This window comes from Thermofilum pendens Hrk 5 (assembly GCF_000015225.1).
Classification (GTDB): domain Archaea; phylum Thermoproteota; class Thermoprotei; order Thermofilales; family Thermofilaceae; genus Thermofilum; species Thermofilum pendens.
Genome location: NC_008698.1, coordinates 611146 through 632470 on the forward strand (window position 1 = coordinate 611146; position 21325 = coordinate 632470).

General features: G+C 54.0%; 25 protein-coding genes and 1 tRNA gene. 16 read left to right on the forward strand and 10 right to left on the reverse strand.

Going from position 1 to position 21325, the window contains the following annotated elements; all coding sequences use genetic code 11:
* Positions 1-22 precede the first annotated feature (22 nt).
* Both TPEN_RS03415 and TPEN_RS09945 read left to right on the forward strand, forming a co-directional pair.
* Positions 23-1135, forward strand: coding sequence for a bifunctional phosphoglucose/phosphomannose isomerase (locus TPEN_RS03415; RefSeq protein WP_052885097.1), 1113 nt, complete (start codon positions 23-25; stop codon positions 1133-1135).
* A gap of 61 nt (positions 1136-1196) precedes the next feature.
* Positions 1197-1339: transfer RNA gene (locus TPEN_RS09945), tRNA-Pro, on the forward strand.
* A 171-nt stretch (positions 1340-1510) separates the two neighbouring features.
* Here the strand turns inward: TPEN_RS09945 and TPEN_RS03425 are convergent.
* The 3 genes from TPEN_RS03425 to TPEN_RS03430 form a co-directional block, all read right to left on the reverse strand.
* Complete coding sequence (locus tag TPEN_RS03425; RefSeq protein ID WP_011752328.1) at positions 1511-1786, reverse strand: elongation factor 1-beta; 276 nt, start codon at positions 1784-1786, stop codon at positions 1511-1513.
* Between the two features lie 320 nt (positions 1787-2106).
* Complete coding sequence (locus tag TPEN_RS09790; RefSeq protein WP_011752329.1) at positions 2107-2286, reverse strand: zinc finger domain-containing protein; 180 nt, start codon at positions 2284-2286, stop codon at positions 2107-2109.
* A gap of 3 nt (positions 2287-2289) precedes the next feature.
* Positions 2290-2739 (reverse strand): hypothetical protein, encoded by a 450-nt coding sequence (locus TPEN_RS03430; RefSeq protein WP_148677917.1) that lies wholly within the window; start codon positions 2737-2739, stop codon positions 2290-2292.
* A 178-nt stretch (positions 2740-2917) separates the two neighbouring features.
* Between TPEN_RS03430 and TPEN_RS03435 the strand changes: the two genes are divergently transcribed.
* Complete coding sequence (locus TPEN_RS03435; protein ID WP_245534184.1) at positions 2918-3097, forward strand: endonuclease Q family protein; 180 nt, start codon at positions 2918-2920, stop codon at positions 3095-3097.
* Here TPEN_RS03435 and TPEN_RS03440 read toward each other — a convergent pair.
* Positions 3084-4928 carry a phosphoadenosine phosphosulfate reductase domain-containing protein gene (locus TPEN_RS03440; RefSeq protein WP_011752332.1) on the reverse strand — a complete coding sequence of 615 codons (1845 nt, stop codon included), beginning with the start codon at positions 4926-4928 and terminating at the stop codon, positions 3084-3086. The genes TPEN_RS03435 and TPEN_RS03440 overlap by 14 nt on opposite strands.
* Before the next feature lie 104 nt (positions 4929-5032).
* Between TPEN_RS03440 and TPEN_RS10105 the strand changes: the two genes are divergently transcribed.
* The 3 genes from TPEN_RS10105 to TPEN_RS03450 all read left to right on the forward strand — a co-directional run bounded on the left by TPEN_RS10105 (position 5033) and on the right by TPEN_RS03450 (position 7946).
* Entirely contained in the window at positions 5033-5155 is a 123-nt protein-coding gene (locus TPEN_RS10105) for a hypothetical protein (RefSeq protein ID WP_281054511.1), read from the forward strand.
* A gap of 120 nt (positions 5156-5275) precedes the next feature.
* Positions 5276-6826: a DNA topoisomerase VI subunit B gene (locus TPEN_RS03445; protein WP_011752333.1), complete on the forward strand. Its 1551-nt coding sequence runs from the start codon at positions 5276-5278 to the stop codon at positions 6824-6826.
* Positions 6807-7946, forward strand: a complete 1140-nt coding sequence (locus TPEN_RS03450; RefSeq protein WP_011752334.1) for a DNA topoisomerase IV subunit A — start codon at positions 6807-6809, stop codon at positions 7944-7946. The genes TPEN_RS03445 and TPEN_RS03450 overlap by 20 nt, the downstream gene beginning before the upstream one ends.
* 46 nt (positions 7947-7992) lie before the next feature.
* Here the strand turns inward: TPEN_RS03450 and TPEN_RS03455 are convergent, their stop codons facing one another.
* From TPEN_RS03455 to TPEN_RS03465, 4 genes are all read right to left on the reverse strand, one after another.
* Positions 7993-8220, reverse strand: a complete 228-nt coding sequence (locus TPEN_RS03455; RefSeq protein WP_011752335.1) for an Lrp/AsnC ligand binding domain-containing protein — start codon at positions 8218-8220, stop codon at positions 7993-7995.
* A 138-nt stretch (positions 8221-8358) separates the two neighbouring features.
* Positions 8359-8571 carry a hypothetical protein gene (locus tag TPEN_RS09795; RefSeq protein ID WP_148677918.1) on the reverse strand — a complete coding sequence of 71 codons (213 nt, stop codon included), beginning with the start codon at positions 8569-8571 and terminating at the stop codon, positions 8359-8361.
* Positions 8564-9664 carry a hypothetical protein gene (locus TPEN_RS03460; protein WP_011752336.1) on the reverse strand — a complete coding sequence of 367 codons (1101 nt, stop codon included), beginning with the start codon at positions 9662-9664 and terminating at the stop codon, positions 8564-8566. Before TPEN_RS03460 ends, TPEN_RS09795 begins: the two co-directional genes overlap by 8 nt.
* Positions 9665-9681: 17 nt before the next feature.
* Positions 9682-10056, reverse strand: a complete 375-nt coding sequence (locus tag TPEN_RS03465; protein ID WP_011752337.1) for a hypothetical protein — start codon at positions 10054-10056, stop codon at positions 9682-9684.
* A 121-nt stretch (positions 10057-10177) separates the two neighbouring features.
* Between TPEN_RS03465 and TPEN_RS03470 the strand changes: the two genes are divergently transcribed.
* Genes TPEN_RS03470 through TPEN_RS03500 form a run of 7 tightly spaced genes read left to right on the forward strand, consistent with a single transcriptional unit; the run spans position 10178 to position 15426 of the window.
* Complete coding sequence (locus TPEN_RS03470; protein ID WP_011752338.1) at positions 10178-10432, forward strand: hypothetical protein; 255 nt, start codon at positions 10178-10180, stop codon at positions 10430-10432.
* A 7-nt stretch (positions 10433-10439) separates the two neighbouring features.
* The gene (locus TPEN_RS03475) at positions 10440-13451 is read left to right on the forward strand and encodes a hypothetical protein (protein WP_011752339.1); all 3012 of its coding nucleotides are present in this window, start codon (positions 10440-10442) and stop codon (positions 13449-13451) included.
* On the forward strand, positions 13433-13993 hold the full coding sequence (locus tag TPEN_RS03480) for a hypothetical protein (protein ID WP_011752340.1): 561 nt from the start codon (positions 13433-13435) through the stop codon (positions 13991-13993). Before TPEN_RS03475 ends, TPEN_RS03480 begins: the two co-directional genes overlap by 19 nt.
* Positions 13980-14240 carry a hypothetical protein gene (locus tag TPEN_RS03485; RefSeq protein WP_011752341.1) on the forward strand — a complete coding sequence of 87 codons (261 nt, stop codon included), beginning with the start codon at positions 13980-13982 and terminating at the stop codon, positions 14238-14240. Before TPEN_RS03480 ends, TPEN_RS03485 begins: the two co-directional genes overlap by 14 nt.
* On the forward strand, positions 14225-14506 hold the full coding sequence (locus tag TPEN_RS03490; RefSeq protein WP_052885099.1) for a hypothetical protein: 282 nt from the start codon (positions 14225-14227) through the stop codon (positions 14504-14506). Before TPEN_RS03485 ends, TPEN_RS03490 begins: the two co-directional genes overlap by 16 nt.
* Positions 14494-15069 (forward strand): hypothetical protein, encoded by a 576-nt coding sequence (locus tag TPEN_RS03495; protein ID WP_052885100.1) that lies wholly within the window; start codon positions 14494-14496, stop codon positions 15067-15069. The genes TPEN_RS03490 and TPEN_RS03495 overlap by 13 nt, the downstream gene beginning before the upstream one ends.
* Positions 15070-15426 (forward strand): hypothetical protein, encoded by a 357-nt coding sequence (locus TPEN_RS03500; RefSeq protein ID WP_011752344.1) that lies wholly within the window; start codon positions 15070-15072, stop codon positions 15424-15426.
* On the opposite strand, the gene TPEN_RS03505 is transcribed toward TPEN_RS03500, so the two are convergent.
* Positions 15423-16556 (reverse strand): TGS domain-containing protein, encoded by a 1134-nt coding sequence (locus TPEN_RS03505; protein ID WP_011752345.1) that lies wholly within the window; start codon positions 16554-16556, stop codon positions 15423-15425. The genes TPEN_RS03500 and TPEN_RS03505 overlap by 4 nt on opposite strands.
* A gap of 178 nt (positions 16557-16734) precedes the next feature.
* On the opposite strand from TPEN_RS03505, the gene TPEN_RS03510 reads away from it, so the two are divergent.
* Positions 16735-18891 carry a CDC48 family AAA ATPase gene (locus TPEN_RS03510; RefSeq protein WP_011752346.1) on the forward strand — a complete coding sequence of 719 codons (2157 nt, stop codon included), beginning with the start codon at positions 16735-16737 and terminating at the stop codon, positions 18889-18891.
* A gap of 113 nt (positions 18892-19004) precedes the next feature.
* Here TPEN_RS03510 and map read toward each other — a convergent pair whose 3' ends face one another.
* Complete coding sequence (gene map / locus TPEN_RS03515; protein ID WP_011752347.1) at positions 19005-19916, reverse strand: type II methionyl aminopeptidase; 912 nt, start codon at positions 19914-19916, stop codon at positions 19005-19007.
* Positions 19917-19981: 65 nt separating this feature from the next.
* Here map and TPEN_RS03520 point away from each other — a divergent pair, with 65 nt between their 5' ends.
* Both TPEN_RS03520 and TPEN_RS03525 read left to right on the forward strand, forming a co-directional pair.
* Entirely contained in the window at positions 19982-20629 is a 648-nt protein-coding gene (locus tag TPEN_RS03520; RefSeq protein WP_148677919.1) for a translin family protein, read from the forward strand.
* On the forward strand, positions 20626-21324 hold the full coding sequence (locus TPEN_RS03525; RefSeq protein WP_011752349.1) for an endonuclease V: 699 nt from the start codon (positions 20626-20628) through the stop codon (positions 21322-21324). The genes TPEN_RS03520 and TPEN_RS03525 overlap by 4 nt, the downstream gene beginning before the upstream one ends.
* The last annotated feature ends 1 nt before the right edge of the window (position 21325 follow it).

Genomic DNA, 21325 nt, shown 5'->3' on the forward strand with positions numbered 1-21325 from the left:
AAGGTGTAAGTAGGCAAGATCGGTGTCCAAACAAGCATACAGAAGGTATTACGAGGCTATATCGCCTAATGCTCACGAAGTTGACAAGTTGGGGATGCTGGTTCAGGCTGTAACTTTCCCAGAGTCCCTGATGCACGGGATAGGTGCTTACTCCAGGTTGCACAAGCTACTGCACTCAAAGATCCCGGTGAGTCCAAAGGGCATCGTAGTGAGCGGTATGGGGGGCTCCTTCATAGGTGGTCTTTTCCTCCAGGACGTGCTTTACAGCAGGGCGAAGGTTCCGCTGATACTCCTGAGGGATACTTACCTCCCAGCGTTCGTAGACGAGAACTACCTCTTGGTAGCTGTTAGCTACTCGGGGAACACGGAGGAAACGATACGCGTAGTTGCCCAGGCTACACAGGCGAAGGTCCCGGTGGTCGCCGTGACTTCTGGAGGGCTTTTACAGAGGTTTGCCGAGAAATACGGGTTGCCCGTAGTTTCTCTTCCCATGGGGTTGCCTCCCAGGGCCGCTTTCCCGTACATGGCATGCGCTCTCTCTGCGATTGTAGAGGTGGCGATTGGGGAGGCTAACCTGCTCTCGGAGATCGAGAGTTGTGCCGAAAACCTATCTGCGCGTAGAGACGAGGTCTTCTCGAGGGCCTCCGAGAGCGCCGAGAACGTAAAGTCCCTAGTCGAGAAGGGGCTTACCCCCCTCGTATACTCGTATAGACCGTACATCTCGGCCGGCTATAGGTTCAAGACCCAGCTAAACGAAAATGCCAAAATACACGCCTTCTATGCTGACCTCCCGGAAGCCAACCACAACGAAATAATGGGCTGGTCCTCGCCTCTAGCCGGAAAATTCTTCGCGGTGCTAATCAGGGGACGAGAGGAGCCTTTCTACATGGACGCAAGGATAAGTTTCCTGCGAGAGCTCTTCGAAACGCAGGGTATACCATTCTTGGAGCAAAAACCCGTCTTCGACGCTCCGCACACGTGTGAGTTACTACAGCTGATCTACATGCTCGACTTGGTAAGCGTAGCTGTCGCCTTAAAAATGGGGGTCGACCCAACACCTGTAGACACGATTACAAAGTTAAAGAAAGTCCTAGATGCACGCATAAACCTAAAGGAGGAACTCGGCCTAGAGTAGACACGCGCGCGTTCGCGCGAAGCGTTTTTAAGTCCCCCGTGGCTTATTTGTGCTTGCTTTGGGGGCCGTAGTCCAGCCTGGTAGGATGCCTGGCACGAGGCAAAAACTCGCAGGACTTGGGATCTCGAAGACAAGAGCCCAGGTGGAGCCCGGGAAAACCCCCCGGGCGCCGAATCCCGGGTTCAAATCCCGGCGGCCCCACCATCTCCAGATAATAAGGGTCATCTCAATGCCTTTTCTTCATCGAGCTCAGAGTAACTCTGATAAATCATCCCCTGAGAGATTAGAGAAGCCGGAAAGATAAAGGTTATCACGATTCCCTTAACTTAACCGCAAAAGAAAGTGTTGATCGCGCGTGACGAAAATCTGTTTGCGTTACCCGCTGAACCTCGTCACGTTCAGTACGTCGACCTGGCTCACGCCCTGAACGGACTGTATTATGGTTTCCAGTTCCTCTGTACCCCCCTCCGTTTCCTCAGGCATCAGGATTACCATTCTCAGAGCTTCGAGCCCAAAGGCTATGGGCTCAGCTTGGTACTGAGCTACCTGGTACTTCTCCGGTAGCGCGGCAGCTATCTTTTTGTACAGTTCTTCAGGCTTTGTCTCAGCATCGTCTGGCAACACTCGCAACAATACTGCTACTTTACTCATACTTCTCGCTCACACCCACAAGTCAGCGATAATAAAAAACTTTCGTCACGCATTTGTAAACGCGGGAGGCTTCTGCCTCCAGTAAATCAAGGGATCTTGCACGCATGCGCGCACCAATGAACGTAGCGCGTACGGGTAAAGCCTCTTGGGGGATGCGGAGAAAGAGTCACACACATTAATGCCGAAGGCACTTCCTTATGGTCTGCAAACTACTTTTCTTGCGTGCTTATATTGTTAAGGAGAACTTCCTAGCCAGCTACGCCCGGTAGGCTAGCTCTACTCAGACTCGTGGAGCTACCTGGAGCCTCAATGCTTTGTTTTTATGGTCCTTCGAAGCCACACTTAGGGCACACATACTTGTTGCCTTGCTTGCGGCACTTCGAGCACCGCCAGATGACGGCCTCGCCGCAGTTTGGGCATCGGAAGCTTACAGCTTTCTCGTACGGAGCTATAGGCCTCCCGCACGACGTGCACTTAGGCAGGAGCATTACTCTCGACATACCTTACCCCCTTCTACACGCCCCCCTCCTTCTCCGTATAAGCATTATAAACCTTGCGGCACGCGAAAGAATGTTGGGCTGTTGCTCGCCTACCTGTACAGGCACTCTCAGATAAATACCAACTACGACTAAGTCCCCTTTACCGCATTTTGGACAAGTACCCTTTGCCTGGAATAGCGCGTCTCCCTCGGTGTAAAGCCTTGCCTCTTCGTAGCCGCACGTCTCACACCTTACAAGAGTGAGTAGTTGCCGGGGTGTCTGCTTAACTCTGAGCACTTTAACCAGATACCACGAGATATACGATGACAGCATGAGTGAGAGCAGAGCAGCAGAGAAGTACTGTTCATTGTTCGTTGAAATCCAGAGTCTTAGAAGGGCGATTGTTACACCCAGCGTGGCAAGTAGTAGCGCCAAGTAAATGGGGATCCACTTCCTCTTCAGTTGGGCAATCATCTCATCAACGCTACTCGTACGCAACACCCTCTACCCTAAGAGTTGCCTGTAATAGCATTTGCTCGTTTAAAAACATCGCTATGTATGTACCCGTCTCTTCTCTCTCCGTCGTCGCGTGCACTACAAAATATTTTTAAAGCTGAATTGTATGGGATGCGGAGAGTCGAGGGTGATGCTATTGGCGTACGTACCTAAGACCCTGGTCCTGGGAAGGTGCGTGAGGTGCGGCAAGAAGATATACAAGGGAGACGAGTACTACTACTGCCAAGGTTGCGGCGTGAGCTACTGTCCTATATGTGCCAAGAAGACTCAGGGTAAGTGCCAGATCTGCGGGAAGCCACTCGTCAAGAAGCCGTAGTGCGTGTTTGTGGTTGCGGTTTAAGCATTTCGAGATGCTTAAACGTGTACTCGACTACGGGGCACTTGTAGTTACAAGTCCCGCAGTGGATGCACGTGGATTCGTTGACCTTTATCCCTCCGTTCTCTGAATCTATGCTTATAGACTTCGTGGGGCACCAGTTGGAGCACTCTAAACATTCTACGCAGAAATACGACCTTATCAAAACCCTGTCGACAAGTTCTAGCTCGCTAGCCGTAGCTTCACGCTTAAATCTCAGCGCTACGGCATTTCCTGTTACCTGTACGCTTTCTATTTCGAGCGGTTTGTTAAGGGTGTGCCAAAGGTTTCGAACTTTCTCCTCGATAATGCGCACCGAGGGGTTATGAAGCCTGTACTCTACGGTATTGCCTGATGCGTGTCTGTCGTAGCGCGCTCCTCTCCTCGCCTGGACCTGGGAGACACAGATCCTCTGTATATCCTTCGGGGGTCTAACCCACCTCCAGAGTCCAAATTTAACCCATTCCTCGCCTAGACCGTTCATCTGGGCGTAGCTCTCCAGGTAGGACTTCCACTTATCATAGAGACCAGGCTTAACAATCCTTAAAAGGTCGAGTTCTCCCATCTCGCTTGCCGGGCAGAGCCAGCAGCCGAGCCTGTCGAATCCGTAGTAGTAGAGTTTGTTCACCGGCAACCTCTCCATGAAGATGTACAGCCAAATATCCATCGCGCTCCAATCGTGCACCGGGCTTGCCGCCACCACGCCTGGAAGCCAGTAGTTCCGCCAGATTCTTGGAGAGAGGGCCCTAGCGCTCGACTCGTACTTTCTCTGCCCTACGAGGCTCAGGGCTCCCTCTGGGAAGAATTTCTTCACGGCCCTAGAGATCGTCGAGAACTTAGTCACCTTGCAGCACCACCTGTAGTCTCTCGCAGGGGGCCCCATGACTGGGAGTGCTCTCCAAAAGTTGTCGCCGGCATCCGCCTCTATGAGTTCAACGCCGTAGTAGTCCGCGATTCTCCTAGCGTACTCTACCGTCTCCTCGAACTCGAGGCCCGTGTTATTGAAGAGGGCTTTCACCTTCTCGTTTCCAAGGGCCTTGACTGCGAGGTGGAGAGTTACGAGGCTGTCTTTGCCTCCCGAGAGAGATACGAAGACGGGTAGCCGGTACTTCTCGGCAACCTCTCTGATGAAGCTTACGGCTTCAGCCTCCTTTGCGAGCAGGTATTCCCTGTTGCGTAGCACCGCGGTACTCCAGTCAGGGTCTCTAGAGAGCCACGCCCTGGGCCTCGCCCTCCAGGCCTTCAGCACGTAGATCCTTCTGTTCCTGAGCATAGCTCCTACGCCGTAGAAGTCCCCGCTCTTCGTGCCTATGGTTACGTACTCGTCCCCCTCAGGAAGGTTAGCCTCTACTACCGAGTCCTTCTTCACAACGTAGCCTCTCGACAACCTTGGCAAATCTACAATAGCGTAGTACCCTTTCCTATTCCTCAGGGCTTCCTCAGCGCCAGCATACAGCGGCTTGAACCGCCATCGCTCCGACCTCAGGTCGTAGAGTAGATGCCCGGCTACCTGACCGTCGATAACTACTTCTTCCGCGAGGTCGGGATACGGGACCTTGTTCACCAGGGCTATCTTACGCCTGGGAAAGGGAGGGTCTCCACCGAAGTATGTCTCGATGACCCTGAAGACAAACTTGTAATAGTGGCCGACGAGGGGCCTTGCGTCGCCTGGAGGAGAGAGGCGGACTCTGAAGCACGGCTCACTATTCGAAGCGGTAAGCCGTGGGAGGTTCTCTTTTAAATCCCACCATACATGAACCTGGGAGCGTTTAAGCACCTCGAAACTCGACATCGTCTCCTTGCTCCTAGGTTTACGCGAACTAATAAATACTCGCGCGCTGTAAAATGAATGCTAGGTTTATAGGTGGCGCGCTGGAAGGGTAATACTGATGTAATATGCTCGTAGAGCTGGCGTTAATCGTGGTGGGGCTCGTCGTTACCTATGCTTTATCGCGTCGCAGGATTCGCGCTAGAAACAGCGTTAAATACAGGGTATACGGTTACAGGATAATTGTTTAATATTGATCGAAGGATAAGCGTTTTCTTTTCTAAATCGTTAAACTTAGATTTATTTGTGTAGTTAATTTGTGAAAGGGGGTAGGTAATGGCGTTCAAGGCTATCGCTCAAGGTGAGCCAGGATGAGCGAGAAGTTCCGAGGCCTCAGTCCAGCGGAATTTTTCCATCGAAACCGCGAGATAGCGGGGTTCTCGAATCCCGCCAGGGCGCTTTACCAAGCTGTAAGAGAGCTCGTCGAAAACTCTCTTGACGCGACTGAGACTCATGGGATTCTACCGTTTATAGACGTCGAGATAAGGTTGCACGAGGAGAGGCCTGAGTGGGTTGTTTTAAGAGTCGCGGACAACGGTATCGGTATACCTCTAAGCGAAGTGCCAAATGTGTTCGGCAGAGTGTTCTACGGGTCTAAGTACGTTGTTCGTCAGACGCGCGGTGTATTCGGGTTAGGAGTGAAGATGGCAGTGCTCTACGCGCAGATGACGACGGCTAGACCTATCTATGTTAAGAGTTCTCCTATAAACTCGCGGTACGTCGGGGAGTACCTACTCTACATAGACATTAGCAGGAACATTCCTCATGTGCAGAAAATGCGTATAAAGAAGAAGACGAAGAACTGGCACGGCACCATAGTTAAGCTAACGCTGGAAGGGTCTTGGGTTCAGGCAAAGAAGAGAATAGAGGACTACATTAGGCGTACCGCGCTTATCTCGCCTTACGCCACCATTAGGTACAGGTCTCCAGACGGCGAGCTGATTTTCAAAAGGGTTTCAAGGGAGCTCCCCCAGCCTCCCGAGATCGGAAAGTATCATCCTCGGGGCGTTGACGTAGAGGTATTGAAGGAACTCATAAGGGCTACTAACAATGCGTCTGAAGTTACGCTTCTAGAGTTTCTAGTAAAGCACTTCGAGGGCGTCGGGGAGAAGAAGGCTACGGAGTTCCTCCAGTGGAGCGGCTTCTCGCCGGATACCAAGCTGACCGAGCTGAAGCTGGCGGACCTCGAAGTCCTCGCGTCGAAGATGAAGACTTTCCCTGGTTGGCGCCGCCCACGCCCGCTGACACTCTCGCCGCTAGGCGCGGATCTACTGAAGAAGGGCGTTAAGAGCATCCTGAAACCAGAGTTCGTAGCCGCGGTGACGCGCCCCCCCTCCTCGTACAGTGGCCACGCCTTTATAGTTGAGGCTGCGATAGCCTATGGCGGCGAGATTCCTCCCCAAGATACTGTTATGCTACTCCGCTTTGCGAATAAGATGCCTCTTCTCTACGACGAGGGTGTAGACGTGTCCAGGAAGATCATTGACAGCATAGACTGGAGTATCTACAAGGTGAAGCTACCTGCTCCCGTTGCCGTTGTGACGCATGTGTGTTCTACGAAAATACCCTTCAAGGGTGTTGGGAAAGAGGCTATAGCCGATGTTCCGGAGGTTGAGCACGAGCTGGAGATAGCTATTAGGGACGTAGCAAGAAGGCTTAGGGCGTACTTGTCTAGGATGGAGAAGCTCTACGAGGTGAAGAGAAAGGAGGTAACAATCAGGAAGTACATGGGGGAAGTTTCAAGCGCGCTAGCGTACATAGTCAACAGGGATCCCGAGGAGATTAACGCTTTAATCGAAGAGCTACTTAAGAAAGAACTAGCGAAGAAAGAGGTGAGGCCGGATGTCGTCTCAGAGTCCTAAAGGAAAGGTGGCGGCGCCCTCCGACTCCGAGGTTCTTGCGAAGCTTGAGTCGCTGGCGAAGAAACTAGTGGAGCAGATGGAATCAGGAGTGCCACCTTACCTTGTCATTCCAGTGAGAACCATGGCGAACACGATCTGGGATCGGAAACGTAAACTGCTAGTCCTAGGGCCCAAGACTGCCAGGAGAGAGTTTTTCGACATAGGAGAATCCAAGCGGTTTATGCAGACAGTACTCATGCTTTCACTCATCGTTCAGGCTCGGCGGGAGGGCGATTACCCGACCATAAGGGAACTCTACTATAGGGGTAAGCGCACAATCAAGTATACGGACGAGCGCGGCAATAAGGCCAGCGAGGAGACCTGGGATGACCAGAGAGAATCCAACGCCGTGATACAAGACATAGAGGTCGCCACAGGGCTACTAAGAGAGCACATGGGTGTCACGCACGACGCTAAGGGGAGGATAGTTGGAAACATGATTATACGCTCGAAGGGCGACGAGATAGATTTATCAAAGATGGGTAGCGGTGCCTGGGGGATTCCGAGCTTCGTCGATAAAATTGAAATACTTAGGGTTGAAGCCGACTACGTGCTAGTTGTGGAGAAAGGAGCTGTTTTCGAGAAGCTAAACGAGGAGGAGTTCTGGAAGAAGAACAACTGTATCCTGGTAACGGGCAAGGGGCAACCAGACAGGAGTACGAGAAGGATGGTTAGGAGGCTATGGGAGGAGTTCGGCCTTCCGGTATACATCTTGACCGACGGAGATAGCTATGGCTTTTACATTTACAGCGTCTACAGAAGCGGCTCAATCTCGCTGAGCTACGAAAGCGAGAGGCTAGCTACTCCCGAGGCGAGGTTCCTGGGAGTCTCGCCTTCTGACATAGAACGCTACGAACTACAGGGATTCACTATAAAAGCCACGGAGAGGGATCTTAAACGCGCGAAAGAGCTGATGAATTACCCGTGGTTTAAGGAGTCTAAGCGCTGGATGGAAGAACTGGAACTCTTCTTAGAGAAGAAGGAAAAGGTCGAAATAGAAGCTTTCGCTAAGCACGGCCTTAAATACCTCAGCTCAGAGTATATACCTAAAAAGATAAAGAATAAGCAGTGGATAATCTAACGCTTTTTCGTAGATCTCTGCTTGACAGATCAAAAGGTTTTACACACTATTCGTGCGCTACTAAAGTTACCGTTTGCTCAACGTCTTTTAATCCTCGAACCATGGAGATTATTTTGTCGAGCTCTGCAAGCGAAGGTGCTTGAATTTTGATGATAATGTCCCAGAGCCCGTAGGTAATGTCTACGTCGTTTACGAACGGGAATGTTTTTAGCTGGTTTGCCACATCGTACTCTTTTCCTGGACGCGTGTTAATCAGTATGTAGCCTTTTACCATCTCCGAGCCGTTTAATCGATTGCTAGAAGCTTTAAATACTTATCTCAGATATAGCGGATAATTTTTCAACCAAGGCGATACGACGTGCTCTAAGGTTTTCTTTAAGATTCCTCGGTTCCAAGGAAATGCCGGTAACTCTTAGCCGCCGGGTTTCAGCGTGAAGTAAGCACGAGTAGCATTCGTAGTTTTCGCCGTTGGCTGAAGGGGCTGTGAGCCTGTCTTTTGAAGTTCTCCCATAGGGGAGAGCTCGAGGGTGGGGGTCTCGGCTGGGATGCTCCGGGGGGCTGTCAGGAGCGATGATAGTAGCAATATTGCCACCAGTAATAGGAACCCGTAGAGAACTTTATCCATGGATTATCACCAGGTTTCTACCGGCGGATAGCCCTGCCAGCGCCGCGAGCGCCGCGGCTGGTAGCCATAGGGGGAGGAGTAACGGTGTGCCGAAGGAGAGCGCCGAGATGCCTCCCGAGTACGCCATGCATGCGAACAGCAGGTAGGCGAGGAACCACTGCTCCAACCCTCTTACATCGGCTGGGACGCCGACGCTCTGCAGTAGCTCGACCCGTGCGATGCTCTCGAGAAGCTGTGAGATGAGGCTGGAGGCGAACCCGAGGAGAAAGAGACCTACCAGGTTTGTCAGCCCATTCAAGAGTGCTCGTGCTTGGAGCGAGTGGAGGATGCGGAGGATCTTCTCGTAGGTATTCTTCAGTCCGAGCATCGCTTCTCGGTCCGTTCCCCAGTAAGCGGATAGGAAGAGGCTTAGCCTGACGCTCGGAGTAAGGTTGCTCACGAACTTTCCTGCGAGGAGTTTCTCTGGCTTCACGGTTTTAAAGGCGTGGAACGGGGCAGAGGCCACCCGGACGAGTAGCTCTAGGTTCTCGCGTAGCTCCCGCTGAACCCTTGTCACTAGTGTGAAGTTATAAAGAAAACCGGGCAGGGAAAACGCTGCGAGCGCGGCGAGCACCAACGCTGGGGGGAGGCTTAGAAGGGCTAGCGAGGCGAAGGGTAAGGCGGCGAGTATTACCTGGATAGGACCGACTTTGAGGGCTCTTAGCTCTCTGGGGTACACCGAGCTATAAGTGAATATTATTACGGCGTTAAGGGTCATGAGCGCAAGGGTTAGGGGCGCTACCATTCTTGGGTTGAAGAGAGCCAGGGAGTACAGCATTAGAGGCGCGCTGAGGAGTGTTATGGAGAAGATCTCTGCCAGCGACTCGGACTTCCTGCTGAAAGTCTCCAGCTTCGTCTCCAGCCTTGACACTTTCTCGCCGAGAATGGTTCGCAGCGCGTGACGTGAACCGCTCTCCTCATCGCTACGCGCAGCTTCTAGAAGGCTTCTCGAGGCCTTGTACGAGTAGCCGTGCTCCTCGAGCCACTTGAAGACGTGGGAAGGCGGCGCCTCCGTGTAGGAGAGAAGGAGAAGTAGCTCCAAGTCTTCGAGCAAAAAGAAACACCCCTATTTTAAGATCTTAGGAGTGTGACCTTTATTGCCCCGTACTTCGTCTCGATGATAGCGGTCTTCGCGGAGGTAGGAGCGGACGTTAGAGTCAGTGCAGAGGTGCACTTAGCCACGTCCCCGTTCCTCAGTAGTGCAGGAGTGCAAGTCAGCTGAGCAGGGCCCGCGTTAAGGTCGGGGATAGTTATGTTAGCACCGGTAAGGTCGGCGGGCGTGCTCCCTATGTTCTGGAGGTACACTATCACCTGGTAAGAGGTCCCAGACCCTGTGAGGAGTGCGTCGCCCGCCTGAACCAGTACAGGCCTGTTGGTCGCGCCGCTCGCAACACTGTAGAGGAAGTAGCCTATCAGTGCGACGACCGATAGTGTGACGATTAACATGATGCTTCTTCCGACTTCTTCGGACGTTTTCTCTCACCTCGCTTGATCTTTACGGCAGTTTTTAACGTGGGAACCGGAGCGCCCCTCCCATTCCGGGTTTAATAGCGCTGAGACCTAGAGGGTGGTGAGCGTTGTGAGGTTCTTCGTGCTCGTTGCTTTAGCGTCGCTCCTCGTCTCTGCTCGTCTAACAGGGGAGCATGCCACAACGCACGCCGGGACCTGCTTCTGCCTCGCCGAGGTACAACGAGGAGCCAGGGTAAAGCCTCTAAGCAATAACTGTCCGATGGTACTCCTCGTGGAGTTCGAGCCTGCTTCCGGCGGCTCTACGGAGAGGCTCGTTCTCTGCGATGGTTACGTGAAGATAGGGGAGGGGTGAAAAGGTTTTGAAGTCGAGGGTAGGAGCTTTTCTACTGGTACTCGCCGTTACCGCGCAGAGCGTGACTGTAGCGGCACCGGGCCCCGCCGCGATCCAGCTAGCTATAGGCTTCGTTAGGGCGCCGAGCGATTCCTGGCCTCTTTGGAGCAGGACTATCTTCACGCCTTACCTCTTGTTCGTACCCAGCAGCGCGTATGTGGATAACGTCGTCGTGGGAATGGGCAGTAACTACGACTACTTCCTGGCGGGAAACGATAGCGTATCCTTTAACGTGCAGTACGACGGAGCGGTCAAGCTGAGGGGGTCGCTGAGCTTTGTTGCGAACATTACCGTTAGCTACGGCGGTAGGAACGTGACCGTAACTCTACCCTCCTCCGGTAGCGCGAAGCTAAATCTTCCGCCTGGGGAGCTGGTCACGATTCTTGCACCCTCCGTGGTCAACGCAAGGTACAGCTTCCAGTACACCGACGTGGGGATAAGCGTGAAGATAAGCGGGGCTCGAAAGGTCTTCGTGACGACATTGAGGCCTTTCATCGGAGTCTACAACTTCTCGATGCGCTACGTAGCCGGCGTTTACTGCTCTTCCTACCCCGTGGAGATCCTCGCGTGTAGAACCACGGACTATGCAAGCTGCAAAGCCCTATACCGAGGAGAGATCAAGCCTCAGGGCTGGTGGTACGGCTACATCCTTCAACCAGTACAGTTGCTCAACTTCTCGCTGAACAACGAGTACCTCGGTCTAAGCATCACGTTCTGTAGCCCCGAGAAGAACTACGTCCCTATACCCGCTTGGATCTCCAGCTACGTGAACCTTCCACTATTCTTCTCGCACTGGCTCCTGCCGAACGGGACCCGGGTGTACTCAACGAGGCTAGTACTTCGAGCAAATGGCGCGGTGAGCCTCCGAGCCGTCTACCGCCCTCTACCGGCCATTCTAGCCGTCAAAGCAGACAGGGATGTGGCGCCGGCCCTCAAGGGCTCTCTCTCCCTCCAGTTGCCGGGAGCAACTGCGGCTCCGGCGGAGGCCCTGCTGGGGTCAGCGTTGATTACGGATCCGAGGCTTGAAGGATGGGGTGTGGAGTGGGGGTACCCCGACGCTTACCCCAGGCAACCGCCCTGGCACTATGCGGACGAGTACACGGCCGTGAGGCGGGGTGTCGTCTACGCTTTCTCCACGATCTCCTACAGGCTCTACGCTGAGGAGAGCCTCAGGAGGTACTACAGGTGGAGCGCATTAGATTATCGCTTCTCGATAGACCCGAACTACTATCGAGGTGGTGTTTTGTACGACTCCAGGTACCCGTTCGTTCTGCTCGGAGAAGCTATAGGGAGCCCGCCCGCCTCCAACGGGAAGATCAACGTGTCAGTGACCGGTATACGTGTTGACGCGGGCTTCTTGGGGTACTTCGTTTCCGGTACACTGGAGGTTTACAGGGTTCCCTTGAAGGAGAGCCTTAGAAGCCTCGGCGTACCGCTGTTCAACGGGAGTCTCTCTGCCGCGCTGGGCACGCTCAATGCACTTCTCAGGAACGGCACGCTGGGTGAGGAGGATCTCGTCGCCGTATACCGTGCCGACCGCGCGGACACTCCGATCGTGGTCGCAAACGCTAGGCTGGCGGCAGAGAAACTCGTAGAGCTAACGTCCGTGTACGAAATATGGCCTGGGACACGCGTATCCGTGTACAGAGTAAACCTGTCACGCGCAGAGCTCGTCTACAAGGAAAGCCTCAGGAACCTAGGCATACATCGGGACGGCGACGTCGGTCGTCCCGCTGTCATAAGCAACGTGGGGGAAGGCAGGCTCTGGGTCATCCTGAGAGTCCGCCTCTACGGCTATCCCGAGATGGCATTTTTCTCGGCCTCGTTCAGCGTCTCAGTTAGCAACTTCACGGACTACAAATTCAGGGGGTGGAAAGTGTACCGGGCGACGTTCGAGCCGCGCCCCGACTGGATCGACTCCTGGGGGTTCAGACCGACAACTCTACTCTTTGAGACTGCTAACCCTCTCGAGGGCTTAGTGAGCCCCGGGGAGGTCGTGTTGGCTGTAGCCGAATACGGAGCTCTTACAAGGGCTACGTCGAACATTCTCAAAGTTCCCGTTGGCGTAGACCTGGCACCCTTTGACTCTGCTGGCTTCACTGGGCTCGCAAAGGGGCTTTACTCCTTTTACACAAATGCAACAGTCTACGGGCTATCGAGTGAAGGTGTCCTCGTCAAGCTTGAAGACGCGCGAGGAACTCTGAGAGTCAACGAGGACTACGCTAAGGCAAGGAAGGTGAAGCCGCGCGATACGGAAAGCGTGAGCAGGTTGCCTTTGCTCGTGTTACCCAACGGAACCGCCGTCAGGGTTTTCTCAATAGAGGCTTCGAGAAAACCATCCATCAACGTCTTGGAGCTAAACTCCACTGTTTACCTTTTCGAAGTCGTAGAGCCCAGCTTGAGCATCTCGCGTATTGAGTACAACGAGACCCACGTGAAGATAGCCTTCCAGGTGGAACCCCCGTGGAGCGGCATGAGGGTCTCCGCTTTCTTAGGAGGCAGGCTTGTCGCAGAAGTGCCGGCGAGCCTTGGCTCAATATCCCTGCCCTACGAAGCGTTCCAGGAGGAGCTGAGCGCGGAGAACCTGACGCTACTACTCACGTGGGGCGGCTCGCTCTCCGCTGGACACAAAGCCGTAAGCCTGGCAGTCCTGAGAGCTATACCGCACGTGAGGTTTACCGTAATCAACGGCTCCTGGAAGGCTTTCTGGGTCTCGACGTACACAGTCGACAAAGGAGGCGTTGTGAAGAAGCTCGAGGAAGCTCTCTTAGAGAGAGGGCTAAGACCCGTTGGAGGAAGGCTCTACCTAGAGGTAGCCGGGTGCGGCTCGAAATTCCCGGCCTTGTGGAGAGCCTTCCTCGAGCCTGGCCACAGCGTAGCGGTGCCTGCATACGACACAACCAGGTACTGCCTCTACGTGTACTTCATCCCGGAGGGTAACACGGGGGTGGTGGTCGCGCCATGGGAAGAAAGGCTCTAGGATCCGTTACCGCGACGCTACTATTGCTACTGCTCTCAACAATAACAGTCCTCCTCGCATACCCAGCGCTCCTGGGCTCCCGCGGAGTAGCGAGGGAAAGGCTAGACACGCGAACCCTGCTTCGCCTGTTGCATGACTTGGAAAACGGGGGCATCGTAGAGCTACCAGTCGAGGCAAAGCTTCTCGGAAACGCGTCGTTCATAGCAATTAACGGGAAGGTTGCATACGCGTTCAACTCTGCAGTGATCGTTTTCCCTCAGTGCGAAAGTGCACCTTTGAGCGGTCAACTCTTCAAGGTAGTGCGGGAGGGCTCCTCCTGTACTGTAGTGTTCAGGCCCTACCTGAACCTGTCTGCCGGCGAAGTAGTAGCGGTGGCGGCTTACGGCTCAGGGCTTTACAGCAGGCTAAACTCCACCAGTGTTCTCCGCTTTTTCCGGGGCTTCGTAGACGAGCTCGTCATCGGGCAGGAGAGCTACGCTGTCGCCGCGCCTTTGAAGCTTAAGGTTAAAGTGATAGAGGTGAGGGGTGTTGAGGGCGGTTGAGGAGTCTATCTTCACGTTCTTCGAGCTCCTTCTCCTCGTAGGCATCTTGACGTACGCCTCCGCTACTGCTCCCGGAGAGAACTCCCTCGCGCTGGTATACGGGATAAGCCAGGCGCTACCGGAAGGCTCCTGCGCCGTTATAATGTCCGCGAGCCCCCTAAGTCTTGGGAACGCGACGCTCGGAAAAAGTGTCGCTGTCTGCAAGGTGGGGAACGAGACGGTGGTGAAGCCGTGGCCAGAGGGGTAGTGGCGGCGCTCATAGCGACCATAGTCCTCTTCACCGCGGTGTCTGTGTACACACGGTACTACGGCTCCCCTATCTACGCCGTAAAGGTACAGAGAAACCTCGCCGTGATAGCAGCATACGTGATGCTACACTCGAATTGCACCGACGTTGGATACTACCTTTCAAAGGTGAACTCTACTCAACCCCTGCCGGGCCAGACTACGTCCTGGGTTGTTACCTGGTGCAACGGGACGCCTGTTGTGAGGGGGTTCTCGTGGTCTCCTTGAAGAGGCGCCGCGCAGCTATAGGTCTTCTCGCAGTAGCCCTACTAAGCTTAGCTGTTCTGCAAAATTCGAGGTCGAGTAGCGAGGTGAGGGTGTTGTACTACGGTGAGAACGTCTACATGGCTTACCTCGCGGCCGCCAGAGAAGCTTGCGCATCGAACATGAGCGTCGAGGAGCTTGTAGACGGGTTGAGCGACTACTTCGGCCCGTTAAGGCTAGCAGATACGCGCGTTGCACGCTTCGAGCGCTCAGACAAACTTTCCGGAGTAAAGTACTGCAATGTCACCGTTACAACTAAACTCGGCGCGCGCGCTAGCTTCGAGCTGAACTACACGTACACATTTCTGGGCTTCTTCGCGGAGACCGGAACAGGGAGAATAGTCAAGGTGTACCGAATAAACGCTTACCAGCGTTTTAAGATCCCCGAGTACCGTTACGCCATACTACTCCAGGTGGACTTAGTGCCTACTTGCGAGAGCATCACCTACAATGGGACGCTGGAAGTGCGGATAGACACTCCCTGCGTCTTGAGGGACAAGTGGGGCTTTACGCTTACGGTGCCCTAGATGGAGCTGGAGGAAGCGGTTCTCTCGGTGCTTCTGCTTTCCGCCTCATTCCTTATCTACACCTACTGGCTCCAGCTAGCCAATACTTGGAGCGGCGACGCGGCGTCTTTAATCAGGGATGTCTGCGCAGTGTCGCTGTCCCCGCCGGGCACGAGCATGGAGGGGGTCTACGACGTCGATGTGTGCGTTTCAGGCAATGTTATCGCAACCCGTTACCCCGTGTACTCGTACTGCTTTCCGAGGATTAACGAAACCGCGATAAAAGCCCCAGTGAAGTCTGACGAGCGTTGCTTCTCTGGAAGGATAAGACTGAAGATCACTAAGGCTGGTAACGTGGTTACTCTGGAGAGGGGCTAGGCGACTATCTCGACTATGTCGCCGTCTTCTAGTACGAAGTCTTTTCCAACTCTCTGCGGGCTGAAGGGAAAGCTTTCCCGCCATACCTTGGCGTACCTGAAGTTTTCATAGAGGTAAGAGTGAATGATCTTCGCCACGTCTGCCACCTTCGCGCCGCGCTTCACCACGACGGGTCTTTTCTCGACGTTCCCCGTCTTCGGATTTCTCGTGTAGACGCGTATGAGGTCGAGCTCCCGAAAGATGTACGTAGCTATCTCGTCGAACCTGAGCTCTCTGCACCTCTGCGCCGAGAACTCGTAGACTGGTACGCCGTAGTTGCTCAACCTTTCCTTCAACGCTTTCACGTGGTCATTGGGTGCCAAGTCTACCTTCGTTAGAACGGCGACTGTGGGCCTGTAGACATAGGAGCCGAAGATAGCGTCTTCCACGTCGTCGAGCGTAGCCCTACCCTGAATCCGGACGACTGCGTGGTAAACGTTGTACTCTCTTAAAAGCGCCACAACATCCTGGACAGTGGCGCCCTCCAGGTCTCCCACGACAGTAACCCCTCCGGATGCTCTTCGCTCGATCTCTACTATCGCTTTCGGCCTCTTCACGGATATCCTGTTTTCTTCGAGTAACCGTAGCATCCCGGCTAACTGCTCCTCAGCATTCGCGGTTGAATCTAGAGTTACTATAAGGGCGTCTGCGTTCCTAGCCAAAGCCATCAGCCTGCCAGGGTCGGTGAAGCCCAGAAACCCGGGCGTATCGACGAGCTGGAAATACACTCCGAGCCAGGAGACCATCCCGGGGACTGGGCGATCCTGTGACGGCTTGCTAACACCAGTCAGGCATCTAAATAGGGAGGTTTTCCCTGAGCCGAGGCTACCGATTAGCACCACCTGCACGTCCCCCTCTTTTTCAACGAAGAACTGTTCGCCGCCACCAGCCCTGCGCTTCCTCCTCTCCTCTATCTCCCTGCGAAGGGCTGCTATCTGTCTCGTCACCTGCATTCGAAGTCTCTCCGTCCCCTTGTGCTTCGGAACTGCTGACAGGAATTCCTGGAGGGCTGCAAGCTTTTCCTCTGGTGTCCTCGCCTCCATAACTCTTTTCCACTTGCTTTTAGCCTCGGCCGGGAGATTCGCAGGCATGCTGTTTCATAACCAGGGTGCTGTCAAAATTATTTTTCGCGTCATTCGACAGAAACCACCAAGCTCGGTAAAAAAATGGGGCGTCTGGGGGTAGTGCTCGGCCTCTTCTGGCAACACGCGTGCAACGTACGCGACAAAACGCATATTTAGATCCTGCTTAAGGTAAAACGCGAGAACAATGTCGAGTGAGGTTGTTTTGAGGGTTGCGGAGGCTCGTTCAAGGGACGTTGGAAGAGGCATAGTTAGGATAGACAGGAATGCAATGGCAAAACTGGGAGTAGAGCCGGGGGACATAGTCGAAATCGAAGGGAAAAAGGTGACAGTAGCCATCGTGTGGCCTCAAGCGCTGGAGGACGAGGGAGCCGGGATAATAAGGATGGACGGCCTAATAAGAAAGAACGCCGGCGTAGGCATAGGGGATACCGTAAAGGTTAGGAAGGCCAAGGTTGCTCCCGCCAAGAGAGTGGTTCTCGCACCCTCGTACCGCATAGGCCTAGAGGTTACGCCGGACCTTGTAGAGTACGTGAAGAGCAAGCTAATAGGGCGCCCGGTGATTAGGGGAGACGTAGTAGAGATACCGATATTCAGTACTGCGCTCCAGCTAACAGTCGTCACCACGATGCCAGCGCAGGCCGTGCAGATCACGGAGGACACGGAGATCACCATTCGGGCGGAACCTGTCAGTGGAGAGATAGGCATACCTCGCATAACCTACGAGGACATAGGGGACTTGGAGGAGGCTAAGCAGAAGATTAGGGAGATGGTTGAGTTGCCGTTAAGGCACCCAGAGCTCTTCAAGCACCTGGGCATAGAGCCCCCGAAGGGTGTTCTCTTCTACGGTCCTCCGGGTACCGGTAAGACCCTCCTAGCGAAGGCTGTGGCGAACGAGACTGGCGCGTATTTCATAGCTATTAATGGCCCGGAGATTATGAGTAAGTTCTACGGTGAGAGCGAGCAGAGACTCAGAGAGATATTCGAGGAAGCGACGAAGAACGCTCCTGCGATTATCTTTATCGACGAGATAGACGCCATAGCCCCCAAGAGAGAAGAAGTCACAGGAGAAGTAGAAAAAAGAGTAGTAGCACAGCTACTAGCACTAATGGACGGGCTCAAGGAGAGAGGGCAAGTGATAGTCATAGCCGCCACGAACAGGCCCGACGACATAGACCCTGCGCTTAGAAGGCCCGGCCGCTTCGACAGGGAGATAGCGTTCCCCGTCCCCGACAAGAGGGCCAGGCGGGAGATACTACAGGTGCATACGAGAAACATGCCACTAGCAGAGGACGTCAATCTAGACGAGCTCGCGGAGATTACGCACGGCTTCACCGGTGCTGACCTCGCAGCGCTTTGCCGCGAAGCCGCTATGCACGCGCTGAGAAGATTCCTTCCGAAGATCGACATCGAGAGTGAAAAGATCCCAACGGAGATACTAAAGGAGCTGAAAGTCACGCGGGAAGACTTCATGCAGGCCCTGAAAGATGTGCAACCGAGCGCCTTACGAGAGGTCTACATAGAGGTTCCAGAGGTCCACTGGGACGACATCGGAGGGCTGGAAGACGTCAAGCAACAACTAAGAGAGGCTGTCGAGTTGCCGTTAAGGCACCCAGAGTACTTCCGCGAAATGGGCATCGATCCTCCGAAGGGTATACTGCTCTACGGTCCTCCGGGTACCGGTAAGACCCTCCTAGCAAAAGCCGTAGCAACAGAGAGCGAGGCGAATTTCATAGGCGTTAAGGGACCGGAGATCCTGAGCAAGTGGGTTGGCGAAAGCGAAAAAGCTGTACGCGAGATATTCAGAAAGGCGAGGCAGGCGGCCCCATGCGTGATATTCTTCGACGAAATAGACTCTATCGTGCCAAGGAGGGGACAGAGGTTTGACTCGGGCGTTACGGACAGAATTGTCAATCAGCTTTTGACTGAGATGGATGGTTTGGAGAGGCTTGAGGGTGTTGTTGTTATTGCTGCTACTAATAGGCCTGACATTATTGATCCTGCTTTGCTGAGGCCTGGCAGGTTTGATAGGTTGATCTACGTGCCTCCACCAGACGAGAAGGCTAGACTCGAGATACTCAAGGTTCACACTAGGAGAATGCCTCTAGCCGAAGACGTAGACCTAGCAGAAATAGCGAGAAAAACAGAAGGATACACAGGCGCAGACCTCGCGGCAGTATGCAAGGAGGCAGCCCTCGCGGCACTCCGAGAAGCTGGAAAACCGACTAAGGTGACGAAGCGGCACTTCGAACAAGCTCTACAAATAGTAAAGCCGAGTGTCACTAAAGAGGACATAGAAAGGTACAAGAGGATATCCGAGGAGTTTAGGAGGATGCTTAGCTGAGAGACTTCTCCAAAGGTCAGCTGAGAATTCACAGCTCATTGCATACGCTCGGCTTTGATACCCGTCATCATCCAAAGTAATTCTTTACCTACTAAGCTAAAAATCATTCTGCGTCAAACTACTAGCTCCGCAAAGCTCTCGATTACTCCTACTATCGGCTTCGCGGAATCCTGATCCACGATAAACGTGTCTTCGAACTGCGACACAAGCCCACCACCAGCCTCTACCAATCGTGGGTAGTGGTACACCCTTTTACTCTCCACGAGACCTCGTAGCTCCTTCTCGCTGAACCCCATTCTCGAAACCCACCTCTCTGCGAACGGGAGGCCCTTGAACTCCTTCCAAAGCGCCTCTAGCACGTCGTTTAGGTCTTTCTCCCTGGAAATCCTCCTAACGGAGACCACCCTGTAGATATTGCTCCACCCACTGTCGATAACCTGTCCCACGCCGTTCGTCGCGAACGGCTCTACCGCGTAAACCTCGCCGATGTTTATGCCCACGAGCCTGTACTCATATCTGGCAACGTTGGGTATACTCTTCCCAGCGTGGAGATTGTACCTTTCAATCTTATGCCCGGTGAGATTCTCTATAGGCTTGTAGCCGTACTTGCGTATCGCGCCTTCAACAACCTTGCCGACGTCGTACGCGGTACTCCTAGGCTTCAGCGCCAAGGCAGCACTTTTGAGGGCCTCGAACGCCGCTAATGCTAGCCGCCGGTACTCCCCGCTTTGGACGACGGTCACGGCGCAGTCAGCTATGTAGCCATCGACGTGTACGCCTACGTCTATTTTAAGCACGGAGCCTTTAGGCACTCTCAGTTCGTCGTTACTCGAGGGAGTATAGTGAGCCGCCACCTGGTTTATGGAAAGGTTTACTGGAAACGCCGGGAGAGCTCCCCGAGACCTTATGAACTCTTCAACTCTCTCCGCTATTTCGATTAGTGGGACTCCTTCATGCGATATATCAACCGCTAATTTTAACGCCTCTCTAGCCACATCCCCTGCGCGCTTCAACTGCTCTGCCATTCAGAGTCAACCTTACGTAGCGCGCGACGCTATATTTTTGTAACTTATGCGAGTTTAAGGTTACCGTGGAGGAGTATTCCGAGAAAATGAAGGCTGAGCTTGCGCTGATCGCAAAGGAGCTGGACGAGCTCGACGCTCAAAGGGAGAAGATGTTGGTAGTCACTCGGGAGATTACCCGTAGAGCTCGAGAAGCTATCTTTGCGCTTCACCACGGGGATCTGGGAAAAGCCGGCACTGAGCTGGAGAGGGCGAGGGAGCTTATCAAGGAGCTCTATGAGCTTAAACAGACACACCCCCAGCTCTACTACTCGGGCGGCGTACTGAACGCGCAAACGGAGTACGTCGAAGCGTCTCTACTGGCGTCCCTGCTCGCCGGCGAAGGTCTACCCGGTTTCGAAGAGCTACTCGTAGAGCCTCAGGCCTACCTAGCCGGCCTTGGGGACCTCGTGGGAGAGCTCCGCAGGTACGTGTTGAACATTCTACGCGAAGGAATGGTGGATAAAGCCTGGAGCATACTCGAGTTCATGGAGGAGATCTACGTAGAGCTCGGGAAATTCTCCTACCCGGAGGCCCTCGTTCCCGGGTTACGGCACAAGGTAGACGTTGCGCGCGTGATACTAGAAAACACGAGGAACGACGTACTCTTCTTCGAGCGTAGCAGGGACCTGGCGCAGCGAATAGAGAGGTTGCTGGAAGCGATGAAGGGAAGATGAGGGTCCATAGACTACCCGAGAACTTCTCCTTGGAGAGGGCTAGGCGTGCGCAGCTAGCTATAGCTAGGATGGTCTTAGAGGAGGACTCTCTCCCGGAGAGCGTTCGCAGAGCCGCGGGCGTGGATGTAGCCTTTAAGGGAGACTACGCATTTGCGGCGGCCGTAGTCGTCGAGTATCCCTCTTTCTCTGTCGTCGACTACTCTGTTACACGTACAGAGGTCAGGTTCCCCTACGTGCCTACGCTGCTAGCTTTCAGGGAGGTTTGGCCGGCGTACACGGCGCTGAAAAGGTTAAAGTCCGAGCCCGACGTGTTGCTTGTCGACGGAAACGGGAGGCTCCACCCATTCAAGGCGGGCTTCGCGTGTCACCTCGGAGTGCTCGTGGACAAGCCAACGATCGGCGTAGCGAAGAAGCTTCTAGTCGGAGAAGTGGGGAGCTGGAAGAGCGGCGTAGCGCCCGTGCTCTATCGCGGAGAGGTTCTCGGAATGGCTGTCAAAACCTCCGAGCGTTCAAAGCCGGTCTTTGTCAGCATAGGTCACAAAATCAGCCTAAACACAGCAGTGTGGATAGTTAGAATGTTTACAAAGAGAGGGTTAAGGTTGCCTGAACCTCTGAGACTCGCACACCTCTACGCTACAGCATACGCACGCGGAAACATGGAAGAAAAAGATTTCTATCTAGACGAGCCCAGTTAAA